Here is a 21,282-nt window from a genome sequence, read left to right as displayed (position 1 = left end):
GGGCGACTATAGGAAGCCGGTGAGCCCGAGGTGACGACGGGAAAGACACTGTTACCGTTGCTTCGAAAACCTCCACCTTGCAGCCCGTGGAACCGCCATGCCGCGCCGCGGCTCCGACCTGGACAAGCCATCAAGCCATGATCGACAAGGACTGGACCTTCATCCTCGGCGCGCAGGACCCCGAGATGCGCGAGATCGAGCGCGTGCTCGATGCGGAGCACCGGCCGTGGATGCATGCGGCCCGCAAGGGCCGGCGCTGCACCGCCGCCAATGCCTACAGCGCCGATGGCGTGGTACAGGTGGGGCTCGACAAGATTCCGCGGCCGCGGGTGCTGCCGCCCAAGGCGCCGACGGTGTTCGTCGAATGCCAGCTCGGCGACTGGGACCCGATGGCCCGCGTGGACCACCACAACCCCGGCGACCCGGGCTACGAAGCGGCGCCCGAGGACTACCTGCAGGGCTCCTCGCTCGGCCAGGTACTCATGCTGCTGGAGCGCGAGCCCACCGATACCCAGCGGCTGCTGGCCGCCAGCGACCACTGCCTCACCGCCGCCTACCAGGGCCGCTGCCCGGGTGTGGACCCGCACGACTTGCTGTTCCTGCGCGCCTCATGGCAGGCCAAGATGAGCGGGCGCACCCTGAGCGACGTGGTCGAGGGCATCCTCGATGCGGCCAAGCGCGTGCGGGCCCACCATGACAGCGAGTTCGGCGAAAGCCGCTTCCTCGACCCGACCGAGGCGCCGCTGGACCTGGCTGAAGGCGCGGCCTATGCCGGCCTGCCGGTGCGCTACCGCGCGCTGCTGCCCGAAGGCGTGCTGAAGGAGATGTTCAAGGGCGGCACGCCCGAGACGGTGGAGGCCTTCATGGCCGAGCACCGTGCCGCGGGGCGCCCGGTGTACGGCAACCCCTACCGCGGCTATGCCGGGGCCTACTGGCCCGGCCGCAGCGCACCGGGCACGCCGCATCGCGGCGGGCCGATCCAGCCGCGCGAGGGCCTCACGCGTTCTTGATGCGCGCCACCAGGGCCTGGGTGAACTCGGCCGTCTTCGCGCTGCCGCCCAGGTCGCCGGTGCGCACCTTGTCGACGTTGAGCGTGTCGCTGATGGCCTGGCGCAGGCGCGTGGCCTTGTCCTGCATCTTCACGTGGTCGAGCATCATCGCGGCGGCCAGCAGCAGCGCGGTCGGGTTGGCGATGCCCTTGCCGGCGATGTCGGGCGCCGAGCCGTGCACCGCCTCGAAGATGGCCGCGTCGGCGCCGATGTTGGCGCCCGGCGCCATGCCCAGGCCGCCCACCAGGCCGGCCACCAGGTCCGAGAGGATGTCGCCGAACAGGTTGGTGGTGACCAGCACGTCGAACTGCCAGGGGTTGAGCACCAGCTTCATCGCGCAGGCGTCGATGATCACCGAGTCCATCTCGATGCGGCCCTTGTACTTCTTCTCGTAGAGCTGCTGGGCCGACTCCAGGAAGATGCCGGTGAGCGCCTTCATGATGTTGGCCTTGTGCACGATCGTCACCTTCTTGCGGCCGGTGGCGAGGGCATGCTCGAACGCGAACTCGAGCAGCCGCATGCCGCCCTTGCGGGTGTTCACGCCGGTGGCCATGGCCACCGCATGCGGGTCGTCGTCGATCTGCACGTAGTGCTCATGGCCGATGTACAGGCCTTCGAGGTTCTCGCGCACCACCACCAGGTCGATGTTGTCGAAGCGGCCGCCGGGGATGATGGTGTGGGCCGGGCGCAGGTTGGCGTAGAGCTTGAACTCCTCGCGCAGGCGCACGTTGGAGCTGCGATAACCACCGCCCGAAGGCGTTTCGAGCGGGCCCTTCAGCGCCAGGCGCGTGCGGCGGATGCTGGCCAGCGTGTCAGGCGGCAGCGGGTCGCCAGCCGCCTGGATGCCGCCCAGGCCGGCGACCTGCCGGTCCCATTCGAAGGGCGAGCCCAGCGCATCGAGCGCGGCCAGCGTGGCATCGACGATTTCGGGGCCGATCCCGTCTCCAGGGATCAGCGTGGCAGGAATGGTTTTGTTGGACATGACAGGCGTCGCTGTGGTGGTTGATCGCAAAAGACCAGCAAGCTTAGGGCCAGCGCCTGTCAGTCACCTTTCGGTAATCCCTTACCGGACCGATGCGTCCGGGGGGCCTAGCGCTTGAGCACCTTGGCCACCGCATGCCCGCTCAGCCGGTGGGCATCGGGCATGCCCGAGCCGAGCAGCGGCCGCAGGTAGAGCCGGAACAGGTCGGTCACGTCGTTGCCCTCGGGCGTGATGAAGTCGTCTTCCATCGTGCGGGTCTTGCCGGCCACGGCGGCGAGCGGCTGCAGTTCGTAGGCCACCGAATAGAAGCCGTTGCGCCGGATGGCCACCGAGCCGTCCTGGCCGGCCCACATGGCGTACTGCACCGCCTTTTCGCCCACCTCGCGGGCTTCGCGCTGGTCCACGTCGGACACGCAGCCGAGGAAGGAACGCTGCAGGTAGCCGAAGGTGTCGCCGCGCACGCGCTTGATCTTGAGCTTGTCCTTGATCTCGTCGCACAACAGGTCGGCCAGCGCGCCGGTGCCCGACAGCTGCACGTTGCCGTGGGCGTCGCGCTCCACCGTGCCGGCGAGCCGGGTGGCGATGGCCTCGCCCGAGGCGTCGTGGATGCCTTCGGAGACCGCGATCACGCAGCGGCCCAGCCGTTCGTACACCGCCTTCACGTCGGTCAGGAAGTCCTCCAGCACGAAGGTGCGCTCCGGCAGGTACACGAGGTGCGGCCCGTCGTCCGGGAACTTGCGCGCCAGCGCCGCCGCGGCGGTCAAGAAGCCGGCATGCCGGCCCATCACCACGCCCACGTAGACGCCCGGCAGCGCGGCGTTGTCGAGGTTGGCGCCGGCGAAGGCCTGCGCGACGAAGCGTGCCGCCGACGGAAAGCCCGGCGTGTGGTCGTTGCCGACGAGGTCGTTGTCGATGGTCTTGGGAATGTGGATGGAGCGCAGCGGGTAGCCGGCCTTGGCCGCCTCTTCGCTCACGATGCGCACCGTGTCCGACGAGTCGTTGCCGCCGATGTAGAAGAAGTGGCCGATCTCGTGCGCCTTCAGGACCTTGAAGATCTCCTGGCAGTACTTCAGGTCGGGCTTGTCGCGGGTGGAGCCCAGCGCCGAGGCCGGCGTGGCCGCCACCAGTTCGAGGTTGTGGTGGGTTTCCTGGGTGAGGTCCCAGAACTCCTCGTCGACGATGCCGCGCACGCCGTGCCGCGCGCCGTACACGCGGTCGATGCCGGCAAAGCGCCGCGCCTCCTGCACCACGCCCACGAGGGACTGGTTGATCACCGCCGTGGGGCCGCCGCCCTGGGCCACGAGGATCTTGCTGCCGGATGCCATTGCGGGTCCTTTCGGGATTGGGTGAACGCGACGCGAGGCATTCTGCCCACGGGGGACGCTTCGACCAATAGGCAGTGGCGCTAGGAGCCCGGGGCCGGTAACGACGCGCTAAGGCCGGTAGCGCTGCATCAGCGGGGTGGCAGTGATGCCGTACACCACGATGGAGGCCGCCACCACCGTGACCACGATGGCCGATAGCTCCCGGGCAGCCGCCGCGTCGATGCCATGACCGGCGGCATACATCAGGTAGTACATCGAGCCCACGCCGCGCACGCCGAACCAGGCCACCATCCAGCGCTGCGCGCGCGAGGTGCGCTCGCTGCGCAGCACCGCCCACACCGACAGCGGCCGGGCCACGAAGAACAGCAGCGCGGCCAGGGCCAGCCCCAACCAGCTGAAGTTGCCGGCGGCCAGCAGGCCGCCGATCAGCAGCACGGCGCCCAGCTCGGCCAGCCGCTCGATGCGCTCGTTGATGCCCACCACCTCGTTGACCATTTCCACCGGGGCCCGCCGGTCCGAAGCCGCCACCCCGCGCTCGCGTGCGCGCACCTCGAAGCGCCGCATCGACACGCCCGCGGCCAGCACGGCCAGGAAGCCCAGGCCGTCGAGCAGTTGCGCCACGCCGTAGCTGAAGGCGATGAGCCCGAGCGACAGGAACATCTCCAGCCCTTCTGGTGCAGCGACATGGCTGCGCAGCCGCAGCACCAGCCGCCCGACCGCCTGCGCCAGCCCCCAGCCGACCGCCAGGCCGCAGGCGACCGCCCACACCACGTCGAACGCGAACCAGCGCAGCAGCAAGGCACCGCCGCCCTCGTCCTGCGTCTGCAGCAGGTACAGCGCGAGCATCACGACCGGAAAGGCGGTGCCGTCGTTGAGGCCGCCCTCCGCGGTGAGGCTGAAGCGCGCCCGGTCCTTGTCGGCCGGGTCGCGCATCTGCACGTCGGAGGCGAGCACCGGGTCGGTGGGCGCGAGCACTGCGCCCAGCAGCAGCGCGAGCTCCCAGCGCAAGCCCGCCAGCCACCAGGCGGCGGCCGCGACCAGCGCGATGGTCAGCAGCATCGACACGGTGGCCAGGCGAATGGGCAGCAGCCACAAGGTGTAGGCGAAGGGCACCCGCAGCTTGAGCCCCACGGTGAACAGCGAGATCAGCACCGTGACCTCGAACGCGAGTTCGAGCGTGCGGGCATCGGCCAGCGCGTCGACCTGCAGCATGCCGGCGGCCGGCAGGCCGAGCGCATAGCCGATGGCCAGATAGATCACCGCGGCATTGAGCGGCAGCCGTTCCACATAGGCCGCCAGCAGCGCCATCAGGATCAACAGCGCGCCGACGATGACGAACCACCAGACGAGCATGGCGTCACCCCGCAGCGCCGCGGCGCCGGTGCGTCAGTACGAACCGCGTTTCGACTCGCGCACGCGCGCCTTGTTGCGGGCCTGCTCGGCTTCGCTGGACACGTCGACGCCCGGCGGCGGCGGCGTGCCGTCGTGCCTGCGCTCCTGCAGCCAGTCGGAACCTTGTGCCGCGCCTTCGTCGGCACCGGGCCGCGACTGCGCGGCCCGGCCGGGTGACACGGCCGCGGAGTCGGAAGCGGAGTTGCCGGCGCCGGGGCCGGGCTTGTGCGGGCGGGGCTTCATGCGGCTGAACCGGCAAGCCCCGTGCCCATGGGCACCACGACGACCTGCGGACTACTTGAACAGCACGTTCACCAGCCACAACGAGATGGCCGGGAAGAAGAGCATCAGCACCACACGCACCGTGTCGCTGGCGAGGAAGGGAAAGACTCCCTTGTAGGTTTCGCTCATGGGCACTTCGCGCGCCATGCTGTTGACCACGTAGACGTTGAGCCCCACCGGCGGCGCGATGAGCCCGACGCCGACCGTGCACAGCACCAGCACGCCGAACCAGATGGCCTTGGCTTCGGGCGCCAGGCCCCACAGGTCGAGCGCCATCACGGTCGGAAAGATCACCGGGATGGTGAGCAGCAGCATGGACAGCTCGTCCATCACGCAGCCGAGGACCACGTAGAACACGAGCACGCTGGCCACGATGAGCAGCGGGTCGACCTGCAGGTGGCCCACCCACTCGGCCAGCCGCGCGGGCATCTGCGTGAGGGCGAGCGACGAGTTCATCATGTCGGCGCCCAGGAAGATCATGAACACCATGGCCGAGGTTTCGGCCGTGCCGAGGAAGCTGCGCTTCACGCCTTCGAGCGTGAGTTCGCGTTTGGCGAGGCCGAGCACGAAGGTGCTCACCGCGCCGACCGCCGCGCCTTCGGTGGGCGAGAACACGCCGCCGTAGATGCCGCCGAACACGACGACGAAGATCAGTGCAATGGGCCACACGCCCAGCAGCGCGCGCATGCGCTCGCTCCAGGGCAGCGGCTCGCTCGGGGTGGCAAGCTCGGGGCGCACGCGGCAGTACAGGCTGATCACGACCACGTAGCCCAGCGTGGCGATGAGCCCGGGCACCATGGCCGCGGCAAACAGCTTGGCGATGTTCTGTTCGGTGAGGATGGCGTACACCACCAGCGGCACGGACGGCGGAATGAGGATGCCCAGCGTGCCGCCGGTGGCCAGCGCGGCGGTGGAGAGGCGGCCGTGGTAGCCGTGGGCCTTCATCTCCGGGTAGGCCACCTGCGTGATGGTGGCCGAGGTGGCCACCGAGGAGCCGCACACGGCGCCGAAGGCTGCCGCCGCCAGGATGGCCGCCATGGCCAGCCCGCCGCGGATGTGGCCGACGAAGGCCGCGGCCGCCTTGAACAAGGCCCGCGACAAGCCGCCCTGCGTGGCGAACTGCCCCATCAGCAGGAACAGCGGAATCACGCTCAGGTCGTAGACCGTGAGCCGCGCCACCGCCGAACCCTTGAGCGCGTTGAGCAGCGCGAGGTCGTTGGTCATGGCCCAGTAGCCGACGGCACCGGGAATGAACATCGCCGCGGCAATGGGCACGCGAATGGCCATCAGCGCGAGCATGGCGCCGAACATCACGAGGCCGATCGTTCCTCCGCTCATGAATGCGCCCCGGGATGGATCTCGCGGCCCGTGAGGTGCAGCACCACCTGCACGAGCGCGATCACCGCAGTGAGCGCAAAGCCCGGCGCCAGCACCGCGTAGCTCCACCACATGGGCAGGCCGAGGATCATGGTGGTCTCCTGGGCTTCGTGCACGGCCAGCGCGCCGGCGGCGGTGCGCCAGGCGAGCACGCCCACCATCAGAGCAAGCAGGAAGGCGCCCAGGGCATCGAGCCAGCGCAGCGTGCGTTCGCGCGCTGCCTGGGTGAAGAAGTCCACGATGATGTTGCTGCCGCGCAGCTGCGCCCATGGCAGGCACAGCGCGATGGCGAGTGCGATGCCCAGCTGGGTGAGCTCGACGTCGCCCTGGATGGGCGCCGACATCGTGGCGCGGCCGGTGACGCTGGTCACCGTCGTCAGCGCCGTTGCGCAGGCCACCAGGCAGCCCGCGATGGCAAACAGCACCGCGAGGCGGCGCAAGAAGACCGGCATGAAGACTCTCTCCTCAACGAAGGGCGCGGCCCAGGCCGCGCCCCCTGCTCCCTGCTGCGCGTGTCGCTTACTTCTTGTACTTGGCCAGCAGGGCGCGGGCGTCGTCGAGCATCTGCTTGCCCGGCAGGCCGCGCTTGTTCATGTCGGCCACCCAGTCGTCGTACAGCGGTGCGCTGGCCTTGATCCAGTTGTCGAGTTCGGCCGCGGGGATCATGTAGAAGTTGTTGCCTCGGTCGGTGGCGCTCTTGCGGCCCGGTGCGGCGCTCTCGTCCCAGATCTTGCCGATCTGCTTCGTGAGCTGCGGGCCGCTGTTGTTGTCGATCACCTTCTTGAGGTCGGGCGGCAGGCTGTCGTACTTGGCCTGGTTCATGCCGAAGATGAACACCGCGCTGTACAGCGCCGGGCGGGACGGGTCGGTCTCGCTGTGGTACTTCACCATCTCCTGCAGCTTCACCGACGGGATCACTTCCCACGGCAGCAGGAAGCCGTCGATCGTGCCCTTGCTCACCGCGTCGGGAATCGCCGGCAGCGGCATGCCCACCGGCGTGGCGCCCAGGGCGGTGAGCAGCTTGTTGGTCTGCCGCGTGGGCGCGCGCATCTTCAGGCCCTTGAAGTCGGCCATGGTCTTGACCGGCTTGTCGCGGGTGTGCACGTAGCCTTCGTCATGGACCCACATGGCCAGCAGCTTGGTGCCTGGGAATTCCTTGGCGGCGTACTTGTGGTGGAAGTCCCAGGCCGCCTGCGCGCCGGCCTCGGCCGAGCTGGTCATGAAGGGCAGCTCGAAGACCTCCATCACCGGGAAGCGGCCGGCGGTGTAGCCCGGCAGCGTGATCACGAGGTCGGCCACGCCGTCACGCACCTGGTCGACCAGCTGGGGCGGCGTGCCGCCCAGCGACATGGCCGGGAACACCTGGCACTTCATCTTGCCGGCCGATTCGGCGGCGACCTTGTCGCACCACGGCTGGATCACCCGCACCGACGCCATCGCGGTGGGATTCCAGATGTGGTTGAACTTGAGGGTCACTTCCTGGGCGCCGGCCGCCGCAGCGCCCGCCAGGGCGAGCGCGGCCACCAGGCCCTGCTTGAGGAATCGGGTCATTCGAGTCTCCTGGGTTGCAAGCGAATGGCAGCGAGTCTCGCCGCTTCGCCTGTCGTTGGGATCAAGACAAACCTTGGGTCACCGGCTCGCAACGTGTTCTTATTGCGAACCGGTGGTCAGATAATGAACAAACTCTAGTGACCGGCTTGCCTGGCGTCAATGGGACTGCACCGGAGCCGACTGCGGGGGCAGCACGGTAGCCGCACACACGCCGAAGCCGATGCGGCGAGCCCCGGCACGCTGGCAATGGGCGCGCAGCTCCACCGTGTCGCCATCGTCGAGGAAGGTGCGCGTTTCACCGCCGGCGAGCGAAAGCGGCTGCTTGCCGCCACCGGTGAGCTCCAGCAGCGAGCCGCCCTGCCCGGGCTGCGCGCCGGACTGCGTGCCGCTGCCCAGCAGGTCGCCGGGCTGCAGGTTGCAGCCGTTGCTCGAGTGGTGGGCGAGCATCTGCGCCACCGTCCAGTAGGCGTCGCGGAAGTTGCTTTCGGTGAGGCGCTGCGGCTCGCTCATCGAAGCGGTCTTGAGCCACACCTCGAGCGTGATGTCGATGCCGCCGCGTTCGCGGTTGGCCGGCGAATCGAGATAGGGCAAGGGTTGCGGATCGCCCGCCGGGCGCACGAACGGCACGCGGAACGGCTCCAGCGCCTCGCGCGTCACCACCCACGGCGAGAGGGTGGTGGCGAAGCTCTTGGAAAGGAAGGGCCCGAGCGGCTGGTATTCCCAGGCCTGCACGTCGCGCGCCGACCAGTCGTTGAGCAGCACCATGCCGAACCAGTCGTCCTCGGCCTCGTCCATGGGCTTGGGCTCGCCCTGGGCATTGCCGCGTCCGACGAACACGCCCACCTCGAGCTCGTAGTCGAGCCGCCTCGCCGGGCCGAACTGCGGCTCGTCGCCCTCGCCTTTGAACTGCCCCAAGGGGCGGCGGAACTGCTGGCCCGAGACCCCGAGGCTCGACACACGGCCGTGGTAGCCGATGGGCACCCACTTGTAGTTCGGCAGTAGCGGGTTGTCCGGGCGGAACAGCTTGCCCACCGTGGTGGCGTGATGGATGCCGGTGTAGAAGTCGGTGTAGTCGCCGATGCGGCAGGGCAGGCTCATTTCGGCCTCGCGCTGCGGCACGAGGCAGCTGCGCAGGCGGGCTTCTTCGGCACTGCCGGCAGCGAGCGCCCGTGAGAGCAGCGCCCTCGCCTGCACACGCGCCGCCTTGCCGAGCGCCATGAAGTCGTTGAGCACGTCGCTGCCGAGGGTTGCATCGAGCGGCAAGCCGGCTGCCATGGCGGCGCGCAGGTCGAGCACCTGGTCGCCAATGGCGACGCCGAGCCGCCATGCCTCGCCCGCGCGGCGAAAGCGGCCGAAGGGCAGGTTCTGGAGGGGGAAGTCGGTGGCGTCGGCATTGGCCGAGGTGACCCAGCTTCGTTGTGCCGGGTCGTGGGTGAAGTCGATGTCGTTCATGTTCTCGCTCATGTGCTCTCAGGCCTTGAAGTGATCACCCAGCCCGGCCCAGCAGTCGGCATAGGCCTTGTCCAGCGGCGCCTCGTTCAGCGCGAACTCGGTCGGGTGGAAGCGCCAGCGGCTTTCGAACATGAAGGCCAGCGTGTTGTCGAGCTTGTGCGGCGCCAGCGGCGCGTTGCTCGCCTTGTCGAAGGCTTCGGTGTCGGGGCCGTGCGGCACCATGCAGTTGTGCAGGCTCATGCCGCCGGGCTTGAAGCCTTCGGGCTTGGCGTCGTACTGCCCGTACACCAGGCCCATGAACTCGCTCATCAGGTTTCGGTGGTACCACGGCGGCCGGAAGGTGTCCTCGGCCACCATCCAGCGCGGCGGGAAGATCACGAAGTCGCAGTTGGCCGTGCCCGGCGTGTCCGACGGCGAGGTGAGCACGGTGAAGATCGACGGATCCGGATGGTCGAAGCTGATCGAGCCGATGGTCATGAAGTTGGCGGTGTCGTACTTCAGCGGCGCGAGGTTGCCGTGCCAGGCCACGACGTTGAACGGCGTGTGCTTCTGCGTCGCGCGCCACAGGGCCCCGCCGTACTTCTTGACGATCTCGTAGTCGCCCTGCGCGTCTTCGAACGCAGCCACCGGCGCCAGGAAGTCGCGCGGGTTCGCGAGGCCGTTGCTGCCGATGGGCCCCAGCTCCGGCAGGCGGAACGGCGCGCCGTAGTTTTCGCAGACATAACCGCGCGAGGGGCCGGCCACCGTGACCTTGAACGCGATGCCGCGCGGCAGCAGGGCCACCTCGCCCGGCTTCACGTCCAGCACGCCCAGCTCGGTGGTGATGGTGATCTCGCCCTCCTGCGGCACCAGCAGCATCTCGCCGTCGGCATTGACGAAGGCCCGCCGCTGCATCGACCGGTTGGCGAGGTACAGGTGCGCGGCCATGCCGCATTGCGCATCCGGGTCGCCATTGACGACGACGGTGCGCAGGCCGTCCACGAAGTCCAGCGGCGTTTCGGGGATCGGCGCGGGGTGCCAGCGCAACGGGTCGGGCGGCATCGCCACGCCGGCCTTCGCGCCGGTCTTGAGAAAGGGCTGCGCGTACGGCGCATAGCCGCTCGTCACCACCGAGGGCTGGCGTCGGTACAGCCAGCTGCGGTGGTTCTCGGCGCGCGGCGCGGTGAAGGCACTGCCCGACACCAGCTCGGCATACAGGCCGAGGGAGACCTTCTGCGGGCTGTTGCGGCCGCGCGGCAGCGCGCCTTCGACCGCCTCGGTGGAGAACTGGTTGCCGAATCCTGATTGGTATTGACGTGGGTTCATGAGCAGTTTGCTTTCGGTCGGTTCAATTCGATGCGGGGGCCACGGACCGTGCGCGTGCGGCGGCGAGCGCCTCCTTCAGCACGTCGAGCGATCCGATGTGATTGGCCAGCAGCAGCACGAGGCGGGCGTTGAGCGCATGGCTTTCGGCTGCGTCGAGGTCCTTGTGGGCGTCGATCAAGGCTTCGTAGAAGTCGTCGGGCGCTTCGAGGTGGGGTTCGGTGATGAGCGGCATGGTGCGTGTCCTCATGGCGGCGGCAGCGCGCAGGCGCGGGCCAGTGCCGCCCGCACGACGGCTTCGGCGGGCTGGCGCCAGCGTGCGCACACATGCTGGTCGGGTCGCAGCAGGTAGGCGGTGCCCGGCTGCAGGTCGTAGCGCCGGGCCAGGCAGCCTTGCGGGTCCTGCGCCGGCGACAACACGAGCCGCTTCAGCGGCAGCCCGTCGGCCCATGCAGGCAACGCGTCCCACACCAGCAGGGTGAAGCCCTGTGCCAGCTCGCGCAGCAGCCAGGTCCGGCGGCCGTCGATCGACAGCGGTGCATCGGCGGCCGGCGCGCCCGGCACCATGGCGCCTTCGAAGCTGTCCGTGTCGGGCGTGTTGAGCGATGAGTCGTGCAGGGTGGCCGGCACCGACAGCCTGCCGCTGTTGACCAGCTTGCGCGCGAACGGGTGCTGGCGCGCCAGGTCGAGCACTGCATCGCGGAACAGGCGCGACACCTCGCTCTTGGGCGTGATGAAGTCGGTGGCCCGGGTGGAGTTGCGGATGTTCTCGTCGGCCGCGTATTCGCGCTCGCTCGCATAGCTGTCGAGCAAGGCGTCGGGCGCGTCGCCGCGCAGCACGAGGTCGAGCTTCCAGGCGAGGTTTTCCGCGTCCTGCACGCCGGAGTTGGCGCCACGGGCACCGAACGGCGACACGCCGTGGGCCGAGTCGCCGGCGAACAGCACCCGCCCCAGGCGAAAGCGGTCCATGCGCTGGCAGGCGAAGGTGTAGACGCTGGCCCACTCGAGCTCGAACTTCGCGTCGTCGCCGAGCAGCGCCTTCACCCGCGGGATGATGTTCCCGGGCTTCTTCTCTTCTTCGGGGTCGGCGTCCCAGCCGAGCTGGAAGTCGATACGCCACACACCGTCGGGCTGCATGTGCAGCAGCACGCTCTGGTTGCGATGGAACGGCGGGTCGAACCAGAACCAGCGTTCGGCCGCAGGAGCGTCATGCCCCACACTGGCGCCTTCGCCTGTGCGCGGCCCGCCCAGCGCGCGGGGCGGCGCTTCCATGCGCACGTCGGCGATCAGGAAGCGGTCCTTGAACACCCGCCCGTGGCTTGCTTCGCCCACCAAGGCCCGCAGCGGCGAACGCGAACCGTCGCAGGCCACCACCCAGTCGGCCAGCAGCTCATAGCGGCCGTCGGGCGTGTCGATTCCGAGCCTGGTGCCGCGCTCACCCTGCTCCAGCGCGACCACGTTGTTCTTCCAGCGGATCTCGAGGTTGGGCAATGCGCTGGCGCGCTCGACGAGATAGGCCTCGGCGTAGTACTGCTGCAGGTTGATGAAGGCCGGCCGTTCATGGCCCTCTTCGGGCAGCAGGTCGAACCGGTAGAGCAGCTCGTCGCGGAAGAACACCTTGCCGACGTTCCAGCCCACGCCCTTGGCCACCATGCGATCGCCCACACCCAGGCGGTCCCAGATCTCCAGCGTGCGCTTGGCGAAGCAGATGGCGCGCGAGCCGGTGGACAGGCGGTTGTCGTTGTCGAGCAGCAGCACCTTCTGCCCGCGCTGGGCGAGGTCGATGGCGAGCGACAGGCCCACCGGGCCGGCGCCGACCACGACGACCGCATGCCGCACCGGTTGCGCAGCGCCCTGGTCGGGCGAGCGCTCATAGGCGAACTCCAGCGCCTGGACTTGCGCCCCGGTCACGGCTGCGGGCAGTTCGAGCGGCTTCATCGCGCCCCTCAGCCTTCGAGCGACTGCCACATCTGCTGGTCGCGCTCGGCCGTCCAGATGCGCGGGTCGGCATACTGCGTGGCTTCGTCATAGGCACGCGTCACGTCGAACGGCAGGCAGTGGTCGAAGATCACCCACTGCCCGTAGCTGGGCTTGAGCCGGTCGTAGGTCTCGCGGTAGACGGCCTTCAGGTCCTTGCCAGCCCGTGCCCCCGCCTGCACGCTGGCAAACAGCTCCGAGACGAAGGCACGGGTGCCGGCCAGCCCCTGGGCCACCGCGGCCTCGTTCTGCAGCGCCGCACCACGGCCCGGCACCAGGGCGTGGGGCTTCAGCGCGGCGATGTTGTCCAGCGTCTTCGGCCAGTCCTGGAAATAGGCGTCACCGGCATAGGGCGTGGCGTCGAACTCGACCAGGTCGCCAGAGAACAGCACCCGGTCCTGCGGCAGCCACACCACCGTGTCGCCCTTGGTGTGCCCGCGGCCCAGCTGCAGCAGCTGGACTTCCAGCTTGCCCAGCCACAGCGTCATGCGGCCGGTGAAGGTGAGCGTCGGCCAGGTGAGGCCGGGCGGCACCGTCTCCACATTGCGGAACAGGCGCGGGAAACGGCCGATCTCGCTGGCCTTGTCCTGCTCGCCACGCTCGACGATGAGGTCGTAGGTGTCCTGGCTCGCGATGACCTGCTGCGGCTGATAGGCCGAAGCGCCCAGCACGCGCACCGCGTGGTAGTGCGACAGCACCACGTAGCGGATGGGCTTGTCGGTCACTTCGCGGATGCGGCGGATCACGTCCTGCGCCATCGCAGGCGTGGCCTGGGTGTCGATCACCATCACCGCGTCGTCGCCGATCACGATGCCGGTGTTGGGGTCGCCTTCGGCGGTGTAGGCGTAGGCGTGCTCGGACAGCCGGGTGAAGCTGACCCGCTTTTCTTCCAGGTCGGCTTGTGAGGCAAAGGCCTTGGTGCTCATGTTCGCGGTCCTCGGTAGGGGCGGGCAGAATCTCGCCGGAGTTTGATTTAGACGAACTTGTTTGCCATTTCTGAACTTGACTTGATCTTAGGCAATTAGTTCGTTAATGTCTAATGAGTTTCATAAGGGTTAACCCGTGACCGACGAATCAGCAGGGCCGGAAGAGCCGGCCGAACGCGACCGCCGCGGCATCCAGAGCGTGGAAGTGGGCGGCCAATTGCTGCGGGCCCTGGTGCACCAGGGCCGGCCCATGGCCCTGAAGGACCTGGCCCGCGAAGCCGGCATGGCACCGGCCAAGGCCCATCCCTACCTGGTGAGCTTCGGCAAGCTGGGGCTCATCGAGCAGGACCCGAGCAGCGGCCGCTACGGCCTGGGACCGCTGGCCTTGCAGCTGGGCCTCATCAGCCTGCAGCAGGCCGACCCGGTGCGGGTGGCCACTCCACTGCTGCCCGAGCTGGCGCAACGCATCGGCCACACGGTGGCGCTGGGCATCTGGGGCACCTACGGGCCGACCATCGTGCAGGTGGAGGAAGCGCCCACCGCGGTGCGGGTCAACATGCGGCACGGCACGGTGATGTCGCTCACCGACACGGCCTCGGGCCGGCTGTTCGCGGCCTTCCTGCCGCGCGCGCAAGTGCGCGCGGCGTTCGACGAGGAACAGGCCCGCGAGCAGCGGCTGGCGTCAAGCCCGCCGCGGCCGCGGCCCAGATGGGTGGATTTCGAGGCGACGCTCGAAGGCGTGCGGCGCCAGGGCTACGGCCACACGGTGGACGAACTGGTGCCCGGCGTGAGCGCGATGGCCGCGCCCGTGTTCAAGCACAGCGGCGACATCGTGATGAGCGTGACGGCCATCGGGCCGACGGCCTTGTTCGACGTGCACCCCGAAGGCGCCCTCGCGCGAGCGCTGGTGGCCTGCGCCGGCGAGGTGTCGCAGCGGCTGGGAGCGCTGCCGTCCGCGCGCTCCGCCTGAGAACGCCGAACGGTTATTGCAGCGGCGCGGAAACCTTGCCCAGCCGCTGCCCCAGCTTCTCGAACAGCCGCTGCACGTTCGACATCGACAGCATGTGCGCATGGATCAAGCCCATTGCGCCGCTCTTGACGAGCTCCAGCAGGTCGGCATCGGGCAGGCCGAGCAGCTTCTGCTCGTCCACCGCGAAAAAGCCTTCGACCCGCAGCGGCGAGCCGTCAGGCAGCTGGCCGTCGACCGTGCCGCCGCGCAGCAGGTCGAGCTGCACGAGGCGTTCGCAGAAGGCCCGGGTGCGGCCCCCCTCGCGCTCGAAGGCGTCGAGGAATTCCATCATCTGCTTCAGGTACGGCGCGGCCTCCCCGGACGGCTCGACCAGCAGCTCGCCTTCGGCGTCGTTGAAGCCGGACCAGGCCTGATCGATCACGACGCTCACGCGCTCGTCTCCGCTCTTGGCATAGGCCAGGGGATAGCGGCGCAGGTAGCCCGGGATGTAGCGTGCGTCCCACTTGCCTTCGTTGACGTACAGGTTCTCGCGGTCACGCAGGCCCAGCAGCACCACCGGGCTCACGACCGGCTTGTCCTGCGAAGACTCGGGCACCGGCAGGAAGGCCACCGGGTATTCCTTCGCGGCCTCGGCGAACTCGACCACGTTGACGAACATCGCGTTCATCTCGGCAGCCACCGAAAAGTCGGTGAGCTTGCTGATGCGCTTGCCGCGGTGTTCGTTGCGGTCGAGCAGCACCGGGTCCTTGTAGAGGGCGGAAGGGAAATTCATTCGTGGTCTCCAGCAGGAATGGGCGAAGCCAGCACCTTGTCGACGCGCTTGCCATCGAGGTCGACGACCTCGAAACGCCAGCCGCCCCACTCCACCACGTCGGCGGTGCGGGGCAGCCGGCCCAGCAGCAGCATCACGAAGCCGGCCAGGGTGTTGTAGCGCCCGCGGTCTTCGTCGGGCAGGTCCTTGAGCTCGAGCCGATCCTTCAGTTCGGGAATGGGGATCAGCCCGTCGATGAGCCAGGAGCCGTCGTCGCGCTGCACGGCCCAGGCATCTTCGGGCACGCCGCTGGCGAACTCGCCGGTGATCGCCTCCAGCACGTCGCGCAGCGTGATCACGCCCTGCACTTCACCGTATTCGTCGACCACGAAGACCATCTGGGTGCCCGAGCCGCGGAAGTGCTCCAGCAACTCCATGCCGGTGAGCGTTTCGGGCACGAACACCGGCGGCTGCAGCTTCTCTTCGAGCGACACGCTCTTGCCTTGCGTGAGCTGGTGCAGCAAGTGCTGTGCCGCGATGACACCGACGATGTCGTCGAGGCCGCCGCGGCACACCGGGTAGCGCGAGTGGTCGTGTTCGGCCATGCGCGCCAGCGTGGTGGCGATCGGGTCCTCCAGGTCGAGCCAGACGATGTCGCCGCGCGGAATCATCATCGAGCCGATCTGGCGTTCGTCGAGCCGGAACACGTTGCGCACCATCTGGTGCTCGTGCGCCTCGATGACGCCGGCGTCCAGCCCTTCTTCGAGGCTGGCGGCAATCTCTTCTTCGGTGACGCCGCGGGCCGAGTTCTCGCGGATGCCCAGCAGGCTCAGCATGGCCACGGTGCTGCCGGACAACAGGCGCACGAACGGCCGCGCGAGTCTGGACAGCCAGTGCATCGGCGGCGCCACGATGCGCGCCACCGCCTCGGGGTAGAGCTGGCCGATGCGCTTGGGTACCAGCTCGCCGAAGATGATGGTCAGGTAGGTGATGATCACCACCACCAAGGCGAGCGAGCCGATGTCGGCCACCTGCTCCGGCACGCTGAAGCTGCGCTTGAGCCAGGTCGACAGCGGCGCCGAAAAGGCCGCCTCGCCGACGATGCCGTTCAGGATGCCGATGGACGTGATGCCGATCTGCACCGTGGACAGGAACTGCGTCGGGTTGTCGTGCAGCTCCATCGCCGTGCTGGCCCCCGACTCGCCGCTTTCGACCATGACCTGCAGCCGGGCCTTGCGGCTGGCGGCCAGCGCCATTTCAGACATGGCAAATACGCCGTTGAGCAGGATCAGGAAGATGAGAAGCGCGACGTCCATCGGGGAGGCCCGTGCCGCGGGAGGGAGCGCGCGGCGGGCCTTCGGTATTTGGGGCGCCAAGCGTAGCAGAATCGCTCGAATTTCCCGACCGGGCCTGCCCCATGAATTACCTGATCGGCGACGTCCAGGGCTGCTGCGACGCACTGGACCGCCTGCTCGCCGAGATCGGCTTCTCTCCTTCGCGCGACCGGCTCTACATGCTGGGCGATCTCGTCAACCGCGGCCCGGACTCGCTGGGCGTGCTGCGCACGCTGCGCGGTTTCGGCGATGCGGCCGTGTGCCTGCTCGGCAACCATGACCTGCACCTGCTGGCAGTGGCTGCGGGACTGCGCCAGCCCCACCGCAAGGACACCACGCGCGACATCCTCGAAGCGCCCGACCGCGATGCCTGGATCGCCTGGCTGCGCGAGCACCGACTGGCCGTGTACGAGCACGGCTGGCTCATGGTGCATGCCGGCGTGGCGCCGCAGTGGGACCTCGACCTCACCCTGCGGCTCGCCGGCGAGGTGGAGACGCTGCTGCGCGGCGGCGAGCTCGAAGGCTTTCTGCGAGTGATGTACGGCAACGAGCCTTCCCAGTGGAAAGACGACCTGCTCGGCGCCGACCGCTGGCGCTTTGCGGTCAACGCGCTCACGCGCATCCGCTTCTGCCGTGCGACCGACGGTGCGCTGGAGTTCGAAAGCAAGGAGGGGCTGGACAGCGCGCCGCTGGGCTACGTGCCGTGGTTCCAGGCGCCGGGCCGCCGCACCGCCGGCGTGCCGATTGCATTCGGCCACTGGTCCACCCTCGGCCTCATCAACCAGAGCGAGCTGCTGGCCATCGACACCGGCTGCGTGTGGGGCGGGCGGCTCACCGCGGTGCGGGTGGACGGCGGCGAACGCGAGGTGATCCAGGTGCGGTGCGAGGAGGCGCAGTCGCCGCTGTGAGGGGCGTGGCCTACAATCGCCGCCTCTTCTGGAAGCGTGGCCGAGCGGTTCAAGGCACCGGTCTTGGTCAACGCCTTCAGGCGTTGGGGCGGAGCTCATATCGCGCAGCGATGTGAGCGAAGACCAAAACCGGCGGTTTCGCCGGAGCGATGCATGTTGGAAGCGTGGCCGAGCGGTTTAAGGCACCGGTCTTGAAAACCGGCGAGGGCGGAAGCCCTCCGTGAGTTCGAATCTCACCGCTTCCGCCAGGAAACGAGCATTTCAGCGGCGCGCCGGGCCGACGCCGCCTCGCATCCGGCAAAGAGCACCTTTATCGGGACGTGCTTTGATCGCGATACGCCGACTACCTGACCGCACTGAGCCTCGCCGCGATTGAGCGACACGGAGCTAGGCATTCGCCGTAGCGCGCCGGTTCAGGCGAGCCGCGGCCCTCATGCAGGCCTGCACACGGGCCTTCTGCCGTGCCGCCTGTGTCGAGTCGCCGACCTGCTCATCACTGACGTCGAGCATCTTGCCCTGGCTGCGCTGCGTGGGCGCAAGACAGCCATTACCGCGGACAGGAAGCCGGCTGACACGAACAGCCGCAGGCTCTTGGCTGATGGCAATGGCATTCACCGGTCTTGCGGTTGAAGTGGCAACCGCAAGCGTTCAGTCCACCGCCGTGGTCAAGCGCTGACGAGGTCTCGCAACGAGGCACCTCGGCCGTCGCGGTCAATGCAATGGCGCAGAGCGTGGCCGCCACGCAGACGCTGACGCGGCTCATCTGGCGGTTGCCCTCCTGCTGGGCCGCTCTCGCGAGACGCCTCGTCCGCAGATGAGCCTCCAGGAACCGCATCGCTTCCGCGCACACCGTTGCCACGAGTCGAGCACGCATCATCACCCCCACCGATGTCGTCGCCGCAGGATGCGCCGGGCAGTCGTGCCGTGCACCACCACGATGGGGGATTCAGGCGGCATTCCTTCACGCGGAGCCATACCAGAGGTGCGTGCCCCCCTTTTTGGGGACTCCAGGAGCAGCCGCTAGGCTGCATAACGCAAGGCCTTGTGAGAGGAGGCGCGCAATGACAGGCATGAAGAGACTCGTACCCGTGATCCTTTGCATCGCCATGGTTGGCTGCGGCACGCGGGCGAAGGTGGAGGCCGACAGAACGGCACCCGTTCACTCCGCTCACAACAACAAGGTATGTCTGCTGGCAGGCGCACCACCCTCCGATGTGAAGGTCGTCGCGCTCGGACGGATCAAGGCCACAAAGCGGACCTACGGAGGTACCGACGAGTTGCTGCCAGTGATGGCTCGAGAGGCGCGAAAGCTCGGGGCTGACGCGATCATCAACTTGCAGGCAGAGCAGCGCTTCAAGGGGCCACTTCCTTGGCGTGTGACCAGCCCCACCGGTGACGGCATAGCCGTGAAAGTGCTGCCCGACTCACCAAAGCTTGACTGTCTGGGCGCGGGCGGTCGGCTTGCATAAGAACGGCTGACCGCCCCGCCCACTAGCTGCCGTACCGCAAGCTGACGCCCAACGTGCGCGGCGCCCCCGCGGTGGCCACCGTGCCGGTGGGACGGCTCACCGCATAGGTCTCGTCGAACAGGTTCTTCACCCAGGCCCCGGCCAGCCAGCGGCCGATGCGGTACTGAGCGGTCACGTTGAACAGCGTGGCCGAGTCGCCGCGCCGCACACCCACCACCTGGCGGTAGGTCGGCGAAGCAGGGTCACCATCGGTCAGGTACTGCGAATTGCTCGCAGCCTGGTGCACCGCCTCCAGGTTCAGGGCGAACCCGCTGTGGTGGCGCCAGCGGCTGCCGAGGTTGACCTGGTTGCGCGGCGCACGCTCGAACGGCTGGCCGCTCAGGTCCTGGGTCGCGGTCACGAAATGCAGGTAGCGCGAATCGTTGTGCGCGAGGCCGGCGTAGAGGCGCCAGGACTGGTCCACGTCATAGCCGAGCGACAGCTCGCCGCCGCGCAGCCGGCTGCGGCCGGCATTGGCCACCTGCGCGCTGTTGTCGTTGCCGAGCATCGTGAGGTAGGTGACCTGCTGGTCGCGCCAGTCGGTCTGGTAGAGGTTGGCCATCACCTGCAGGCGACGGTCCAGCCAGCGGCCGCGGTAGCTGAGCTCGTAGTTGACCGAGTACTCGGGATCGAAAGGCACGGCCGTCTGCTCGGCGATGTTGAAGGCCGAGCCGCCGCCGCGGTAGCCGCGCTGCACCACCGCGCCGACCAGATGCTCGGCGCTCCACTGGTACGAAAGGCCCAGCTTGGGCAGCAGCGCGCCATAGGAGTTTTCGGTCACGGTATCGGGATCGGCATCGAAGCGCGAGGCGGTGCGGTTGCGCTCGCGGTCGTGGCGCAGGCCGGCGATGAGTTCCCACGCCGGCGCAAAGGCCCATGTCAGCTCGCCGAACAGCGCGTGGTTGCGCACCCGCGTGTCGCCGAAGAGAGCGATGGCCGGCGTGCCGTCGAACAGCAGGCGGTCCTTGCGGTCCTCCCGGCTGTCGCCGAAATAGAGGCCGGCGTGCCCCTTCAGCACCTTGCCGTCGTACGCCAGGCGGAATTCCTGTGAATCCAGCTGCCGCTGGTGGTCGCGGAAGACCTCGTCGACCGGCGCGGTGTCGGTCTGGTCGAAGTCGAGCACGGCGTCGTATTGGGCGTGCGTCAGCGCGGTGGTGCTGTGCAGCGTCCAGTCGGGCAGCAGCCGGTATTCGACCTGCGCGCTGAGCGTGTTCTGCCGCATGCGATCCCACGCATCGGCATTGGTGCGCACGCGGTAGAAGAGCAACTCGTCGTCGGCGGTGTAGGTCACCACCGGATTGCCCCGGCGGTGATCGGTATGCGCCAGCGTGACCAGCACATCGAGCGACTCGACGGGTTGCCACAGCAGCTTGCCCCGCGCCACGAGACTGCGACGGGGATTGGCATCCTTGTTCAGCGTCTCGTTGTGGATGTAGCCGTCGTCCTCCTGGTGTTCGACGGCCAGGCGCAAGGCCACCGTGTCGGGGATCGCGCTGCCCCCGACCACGAAGGCGGCACCGCGCTCGTTGTAGTTGCCCAGCCGGGCTTGCGCCGCGAAGGTCGGCTCGTGGGTCGGGTCCTTGCTCTTCAGCACGATCGCACCGGCCATCGCATTGCGGCCCTGCACGGTGGACTGCGGCCCGCGCAGGATCTCCACCTGCTCCATGTCCCACACCGACAGCGTGCCGAGCGTCACCGTCTGGCGAGGCTGAACGGCGCCATCCACATAGACCGAGATCAGGTCGTTGGGCCCCTGCTCGCCCAACCCGGCCACCGGCGCGCCGCGGATGCTGAAGGTCTGGTTGTTCGGCGCGGTCGAGACGCCCGGCGTGCGGGCCATGACGTCCGTGAGCGTCTGGTCGCCGTGCTCCTGCATGTCCTTCTCGGTGGCCACGGCCACGCTGGTCAGCGTCTTGTCCAGAGGCCGGCGGATCTTTTCACCGGTCACGACCACCTGATCCAGCCTGGCAGGCGCCGGGCGTTCGGCGGCTTCCGGGGTCGGGGCGGCCGCCTCCTGCGCTGCTGCCGGCAAAGCCGCGGCGGCGCACAGGCACGCCCACGTCAAACGGTTCAAACGGGCCCGAAGCATCCTCACCACACCCCTCCTTGGATCACGCCATGCAAAGGGGCGTGATCTTATCTGCACATGCGAATCATTGTCATTTGCAGGCGCGACTGAGGCCGAAGATTTTCAAT

At 68.4% G+C, this 21,282-nt stretch carries 19 protein-coding genes and 1 tRNA gene; 5 read left to right on the top strand and 15 right to left on the bottom strand.

Going from position 1 to position 21,282, the window contains the following annotated elements:
• The first annotated feature begins 137 nt into the window (after window positions 1-137).
• Complete coding sequence (locus tag E8D38_RS12880) at window positions 138-1,010, top strand: TetR family transcriptional regulator (protein ID WP_181179109.1); 873 nt, start codon at window positions 138-140, stop codon at window positions 1,008-1,010.
• On the opposite strand, the gene E8D38_RS12875 is transcribed toward E8D38_RS12880, so the two are convergent.
• The 12 genes from E8D38_RS12875 to E8D38_RS12820 form a co-directional block, all read right to left on the bottom strand.
• Window positions 997-2,031: an isocitrate/isopropylmalate dehydrogenase family protein gene (locus E8D38_RS12875; RefSeq protein ID WP_140630718.1), complete on the bottom strand. Its 1,035-nt coding sequence runs from the start codon at window positions 2,029-2,031 to the stop codon at window positions 997-999. The two genes, E8D38_RS12880 and E8D38_RS12875, sit on opposite strands and share 14 nt — an antisense overlap.
• A 107-nt stretch (window positions 2,032-2,138) precedes the next feature.
• Window positions 2,139-3,356: a 6-phosphofructokinase gene (locus E8D38_RS12870; RefSeq protein WP_140630715.1), complete on the bottom strand. Its 1,218-nt coding sequence runs from the start codon at window positions 3,354-3,356 to the stop codon at window positions 2,139-2,141.
• Between the two features lie 108 nt (window positions 3,357-3,464).
• Window positions 3,465-4,709 (bottom strand): cation:proton antiporter, encoded by a 1,245-nt coding sequence (locus tag E8D38_RS12865; protein WP_140630712.1) that lies wholly within the window; start codon window positions 4,707-4,709, stop codon window positions 3,465-3,467.
• A 33-nt stretch (window positions 4,710-4,742) separates the two neighbouring features.
• Complete coding sequence (locus E8D38_RS12860; RefSeq protein WP_140630709.1) at window positions 4,743-4,991, bottom strand: hypothetical protein; 249 nt, start codon at window positions 4,989-4,991, stop codon at window positions 4,743-4,745.
• 51 nt (window positions 4,992-5,042) lie between these two features.
• Window positions 5,043-6,368: a TRAP transporter large permease gene (locus tag E8D38_RS12855; RefSeq protein ID WP_140630707.1), complete on the bottom strand. Its 1,326-nt coding sequence runs from the start codon at window positions 6,366-6,368 to the stop codon at window positions 5,043-5,045.
• Window positions 6,365-6,859 (bottom strand): TRAP transporter small permease, encoded by a 495-nt coding sequence (locus E8D38_RS12850; RefSeq protein ID WP_140630703.1) that lies wholly within the window; start codon window positions 6,857-6,859, stop codon window positions 6,365-6,367. The genes E8D38_RS12855 and E8D38_RS12850 overlap by 4 nt, the downstream gene beginning before the upstream one ends.
• 67 nt (window positions 6,860-6,926) lie before the next feature.
• Window positions 6,927-7,958, bottom strand: coding sequence for a TRAP transporter substrate-binding protein (locus tag E8D38_RS12845; RefSeq protein ID WP_140630700.1), 1,032 nt, complete (start codon window positions 7,956-7,958; stop codon window positions 6,927-6,929).
• 156 nt (window positions 7,959-8,114) lie between these two features.
• Window positions 8,115-9,410, bottom strand: coding sequence for a fumarylacetoacetase (gene fahA, locus E8D38_RS12840; RefSeq protein WP_140630894.1), 1,296 nt, complete (start codon window positions 9,408-9,410; stop codon window positions 8,115-8,117).
• A gap of 18 nt (window positions 9,411-9,428) precedes the next feature.
• Complete coding sequence (gene hmgA / locus E8D38_RS12835; RefSeq protein ID WP_140630697.1) at window positions 9,429-10,715, bottom strand: homogentisate 1,2-dioxygenase; 1,287 nt, start codon at window positions 10,713-10,715, stop codon at window positions 9,429-9,431.
• 22 nt (window positions 10,716-10,737) lie between these two features.
• On the bottom strand, window positions 10,738-10,947 hold the full coding sequence (locus tag E8D38_RS12830) for a DUF2783 domain-containing protein (protein ID WP_140630891.1): 210 nt from the start codon (window positions 10,945-10,947) through the stop codon (window positions 10,738-10,740).
• 11 nt (window positions 10,948-10,958) lie between these two features.
• Entirely contained in the window at window positions 10,959-12,650 is a 1,692-nt protein-coding gene (locus E8D38_RS12825) for an FAD-dependent oxidoreductase (protein ID WP_140630694.1), read from the bottom strand.
• Between the two features lie 8 nt (window positions 12,651-12,658).
• On the bottom strand, window positions 12,659-13,615 hold the full coding sequence (locus E8D38_RS12820; RefSeq protein WP_140630691.1) for an MBL fold metallo-hydrolase: 957 nt from the start codon (window positions 13,613-13,615) through the stop codon (window positions 12,659-12,661).
• A 136-nt stretch (window positions 13,616-13,751) separates the two neighbouring features.
• Here E8D38_RS12820 and E8D38_RS12815 point away from each other — a divergent pair, with 136 nt between their 5' ends.
• On the top strand, window positions 13,752-14,585 hold the full coding sequence (locus E8D38_RS12815) for an IclR family transcriptional regulator (RefSeq protein WP_246099466.1): 834 nt from the start codon (window positions 13,752-13,754) through the stop codon (window positions 14,583-14,585).
• A 13-nt stretch (window positions 14,586-14,598) separates the two neighbouring features.
• Here the strand turns inward: E8D38_RS12815 and E8D38_RS12810 are convergent, their stop codons facing one another.
• Together E8D38_RS12810 and E8D38_RS12805 are read right to left on the bottom strand one after the other, a co-directional pair.
• Window positions 14,599-15,357 carry a SapC family protein gene (locus E8D38_RS12810; RefSeq protein ID WP_140630686.1) on the bottom strand — a complete coding sequence of 253 codons (759 nt, stop codon included), beginning with the start codon at window positions 15,355-15,357 and terminating at the stop codon, window positions 14,599-14,601.
• Window positions 15,354-16,652, bottom strand: coding sequence for a hemolysin family protein (locus E8D38_RS12805; RefSeq protein WP_140630683.1), 1,299 nt, complete (start codon window positions 16,650-16,652; stop codon window positions 15,354-15,356). Before E8D38_RS12805 ends, E8D38_RS12810 begins: the two co-directional genes overlap by 4 nt.
• Window positions 16,653-16,753: 101 nt before the next feature.
• Here E8D38_RS12805 and E8D38_RS12800 point away from each other — a divergent pair, with 101 nt between their 5' ends.
• The 3 genes from E8D38_RS12800 to E8D38_RS12785 all read left to right on the top strand — a co-directional run bounded on the left by E8D38_RS12800 (window position 16,754) and on the right by E8D38_RS12785 (window position 19,047).
• A complete protein-coding gene (locus E8D38_RS12800; RefSeq protein WP_140630679.1) occupies window positions 16,754-17,578 on the top strand; it encodes a symmetrical bis(5'-nucleosyl)-tetraphosphatase in 825 nt (274 codons plus the stop codon).
• Window positions 17,579-17,736: 158 nt separating this feature from the next.
• Window positions 17,737-17,826: transfer RNA gene (locus E8D38_RS12795), tRNA-Ser, on the top strand.
• A gap of 813 nt (window positions 17,827-18,639) precedes the next feature.
• Window positions 18,640-19,047: a hypothetical protein gene (locus tag E8D38_RS12785; RefSeq protein WP_140630672.1), complete on the top strand. Its 408-nt coding sequence runs from the start codon at window positions 18,640-18,642 to the stop codon at window positions 19,045-19,047.
• A 22-nt stretch (window positions 19,048-19,069) separates the two neighbouring features.
• On the opposite strand, the gene E8D38_RS12780 is transcribed toward E8D38_RS12785, so the two are convergent.
• Window positions 19,070-21,034, bottom strand: a complete 1,965-nt coding sequence (locus E8D38_RS12780) for a TonB-dependent receptor (protein ID WP_181179108.1) — start codon at window positions 21,032-21,034, stop codon at window positions 19,070-19,072.
• Window positions 21,035-21,282 lie beyond the last annotated feature (248 nt).

It is taken from the genome of Methylibium rhizosphaerae (genome assembly GCF_006386545.1).
In the GTDB taxonomy this organism is placed as follows: Bacteria; Pseudomonadota; Gammaproteobacteria; order Burkholderiales; family Burkholderiaceae_C; genus Pseudorivibacter; species Pseudorivibacter rhizosphaerae.
Note: the sequence above shows the minus strand (reverse complement) of the source record. Positions and strands in the feature narration are given on the sequence as shown.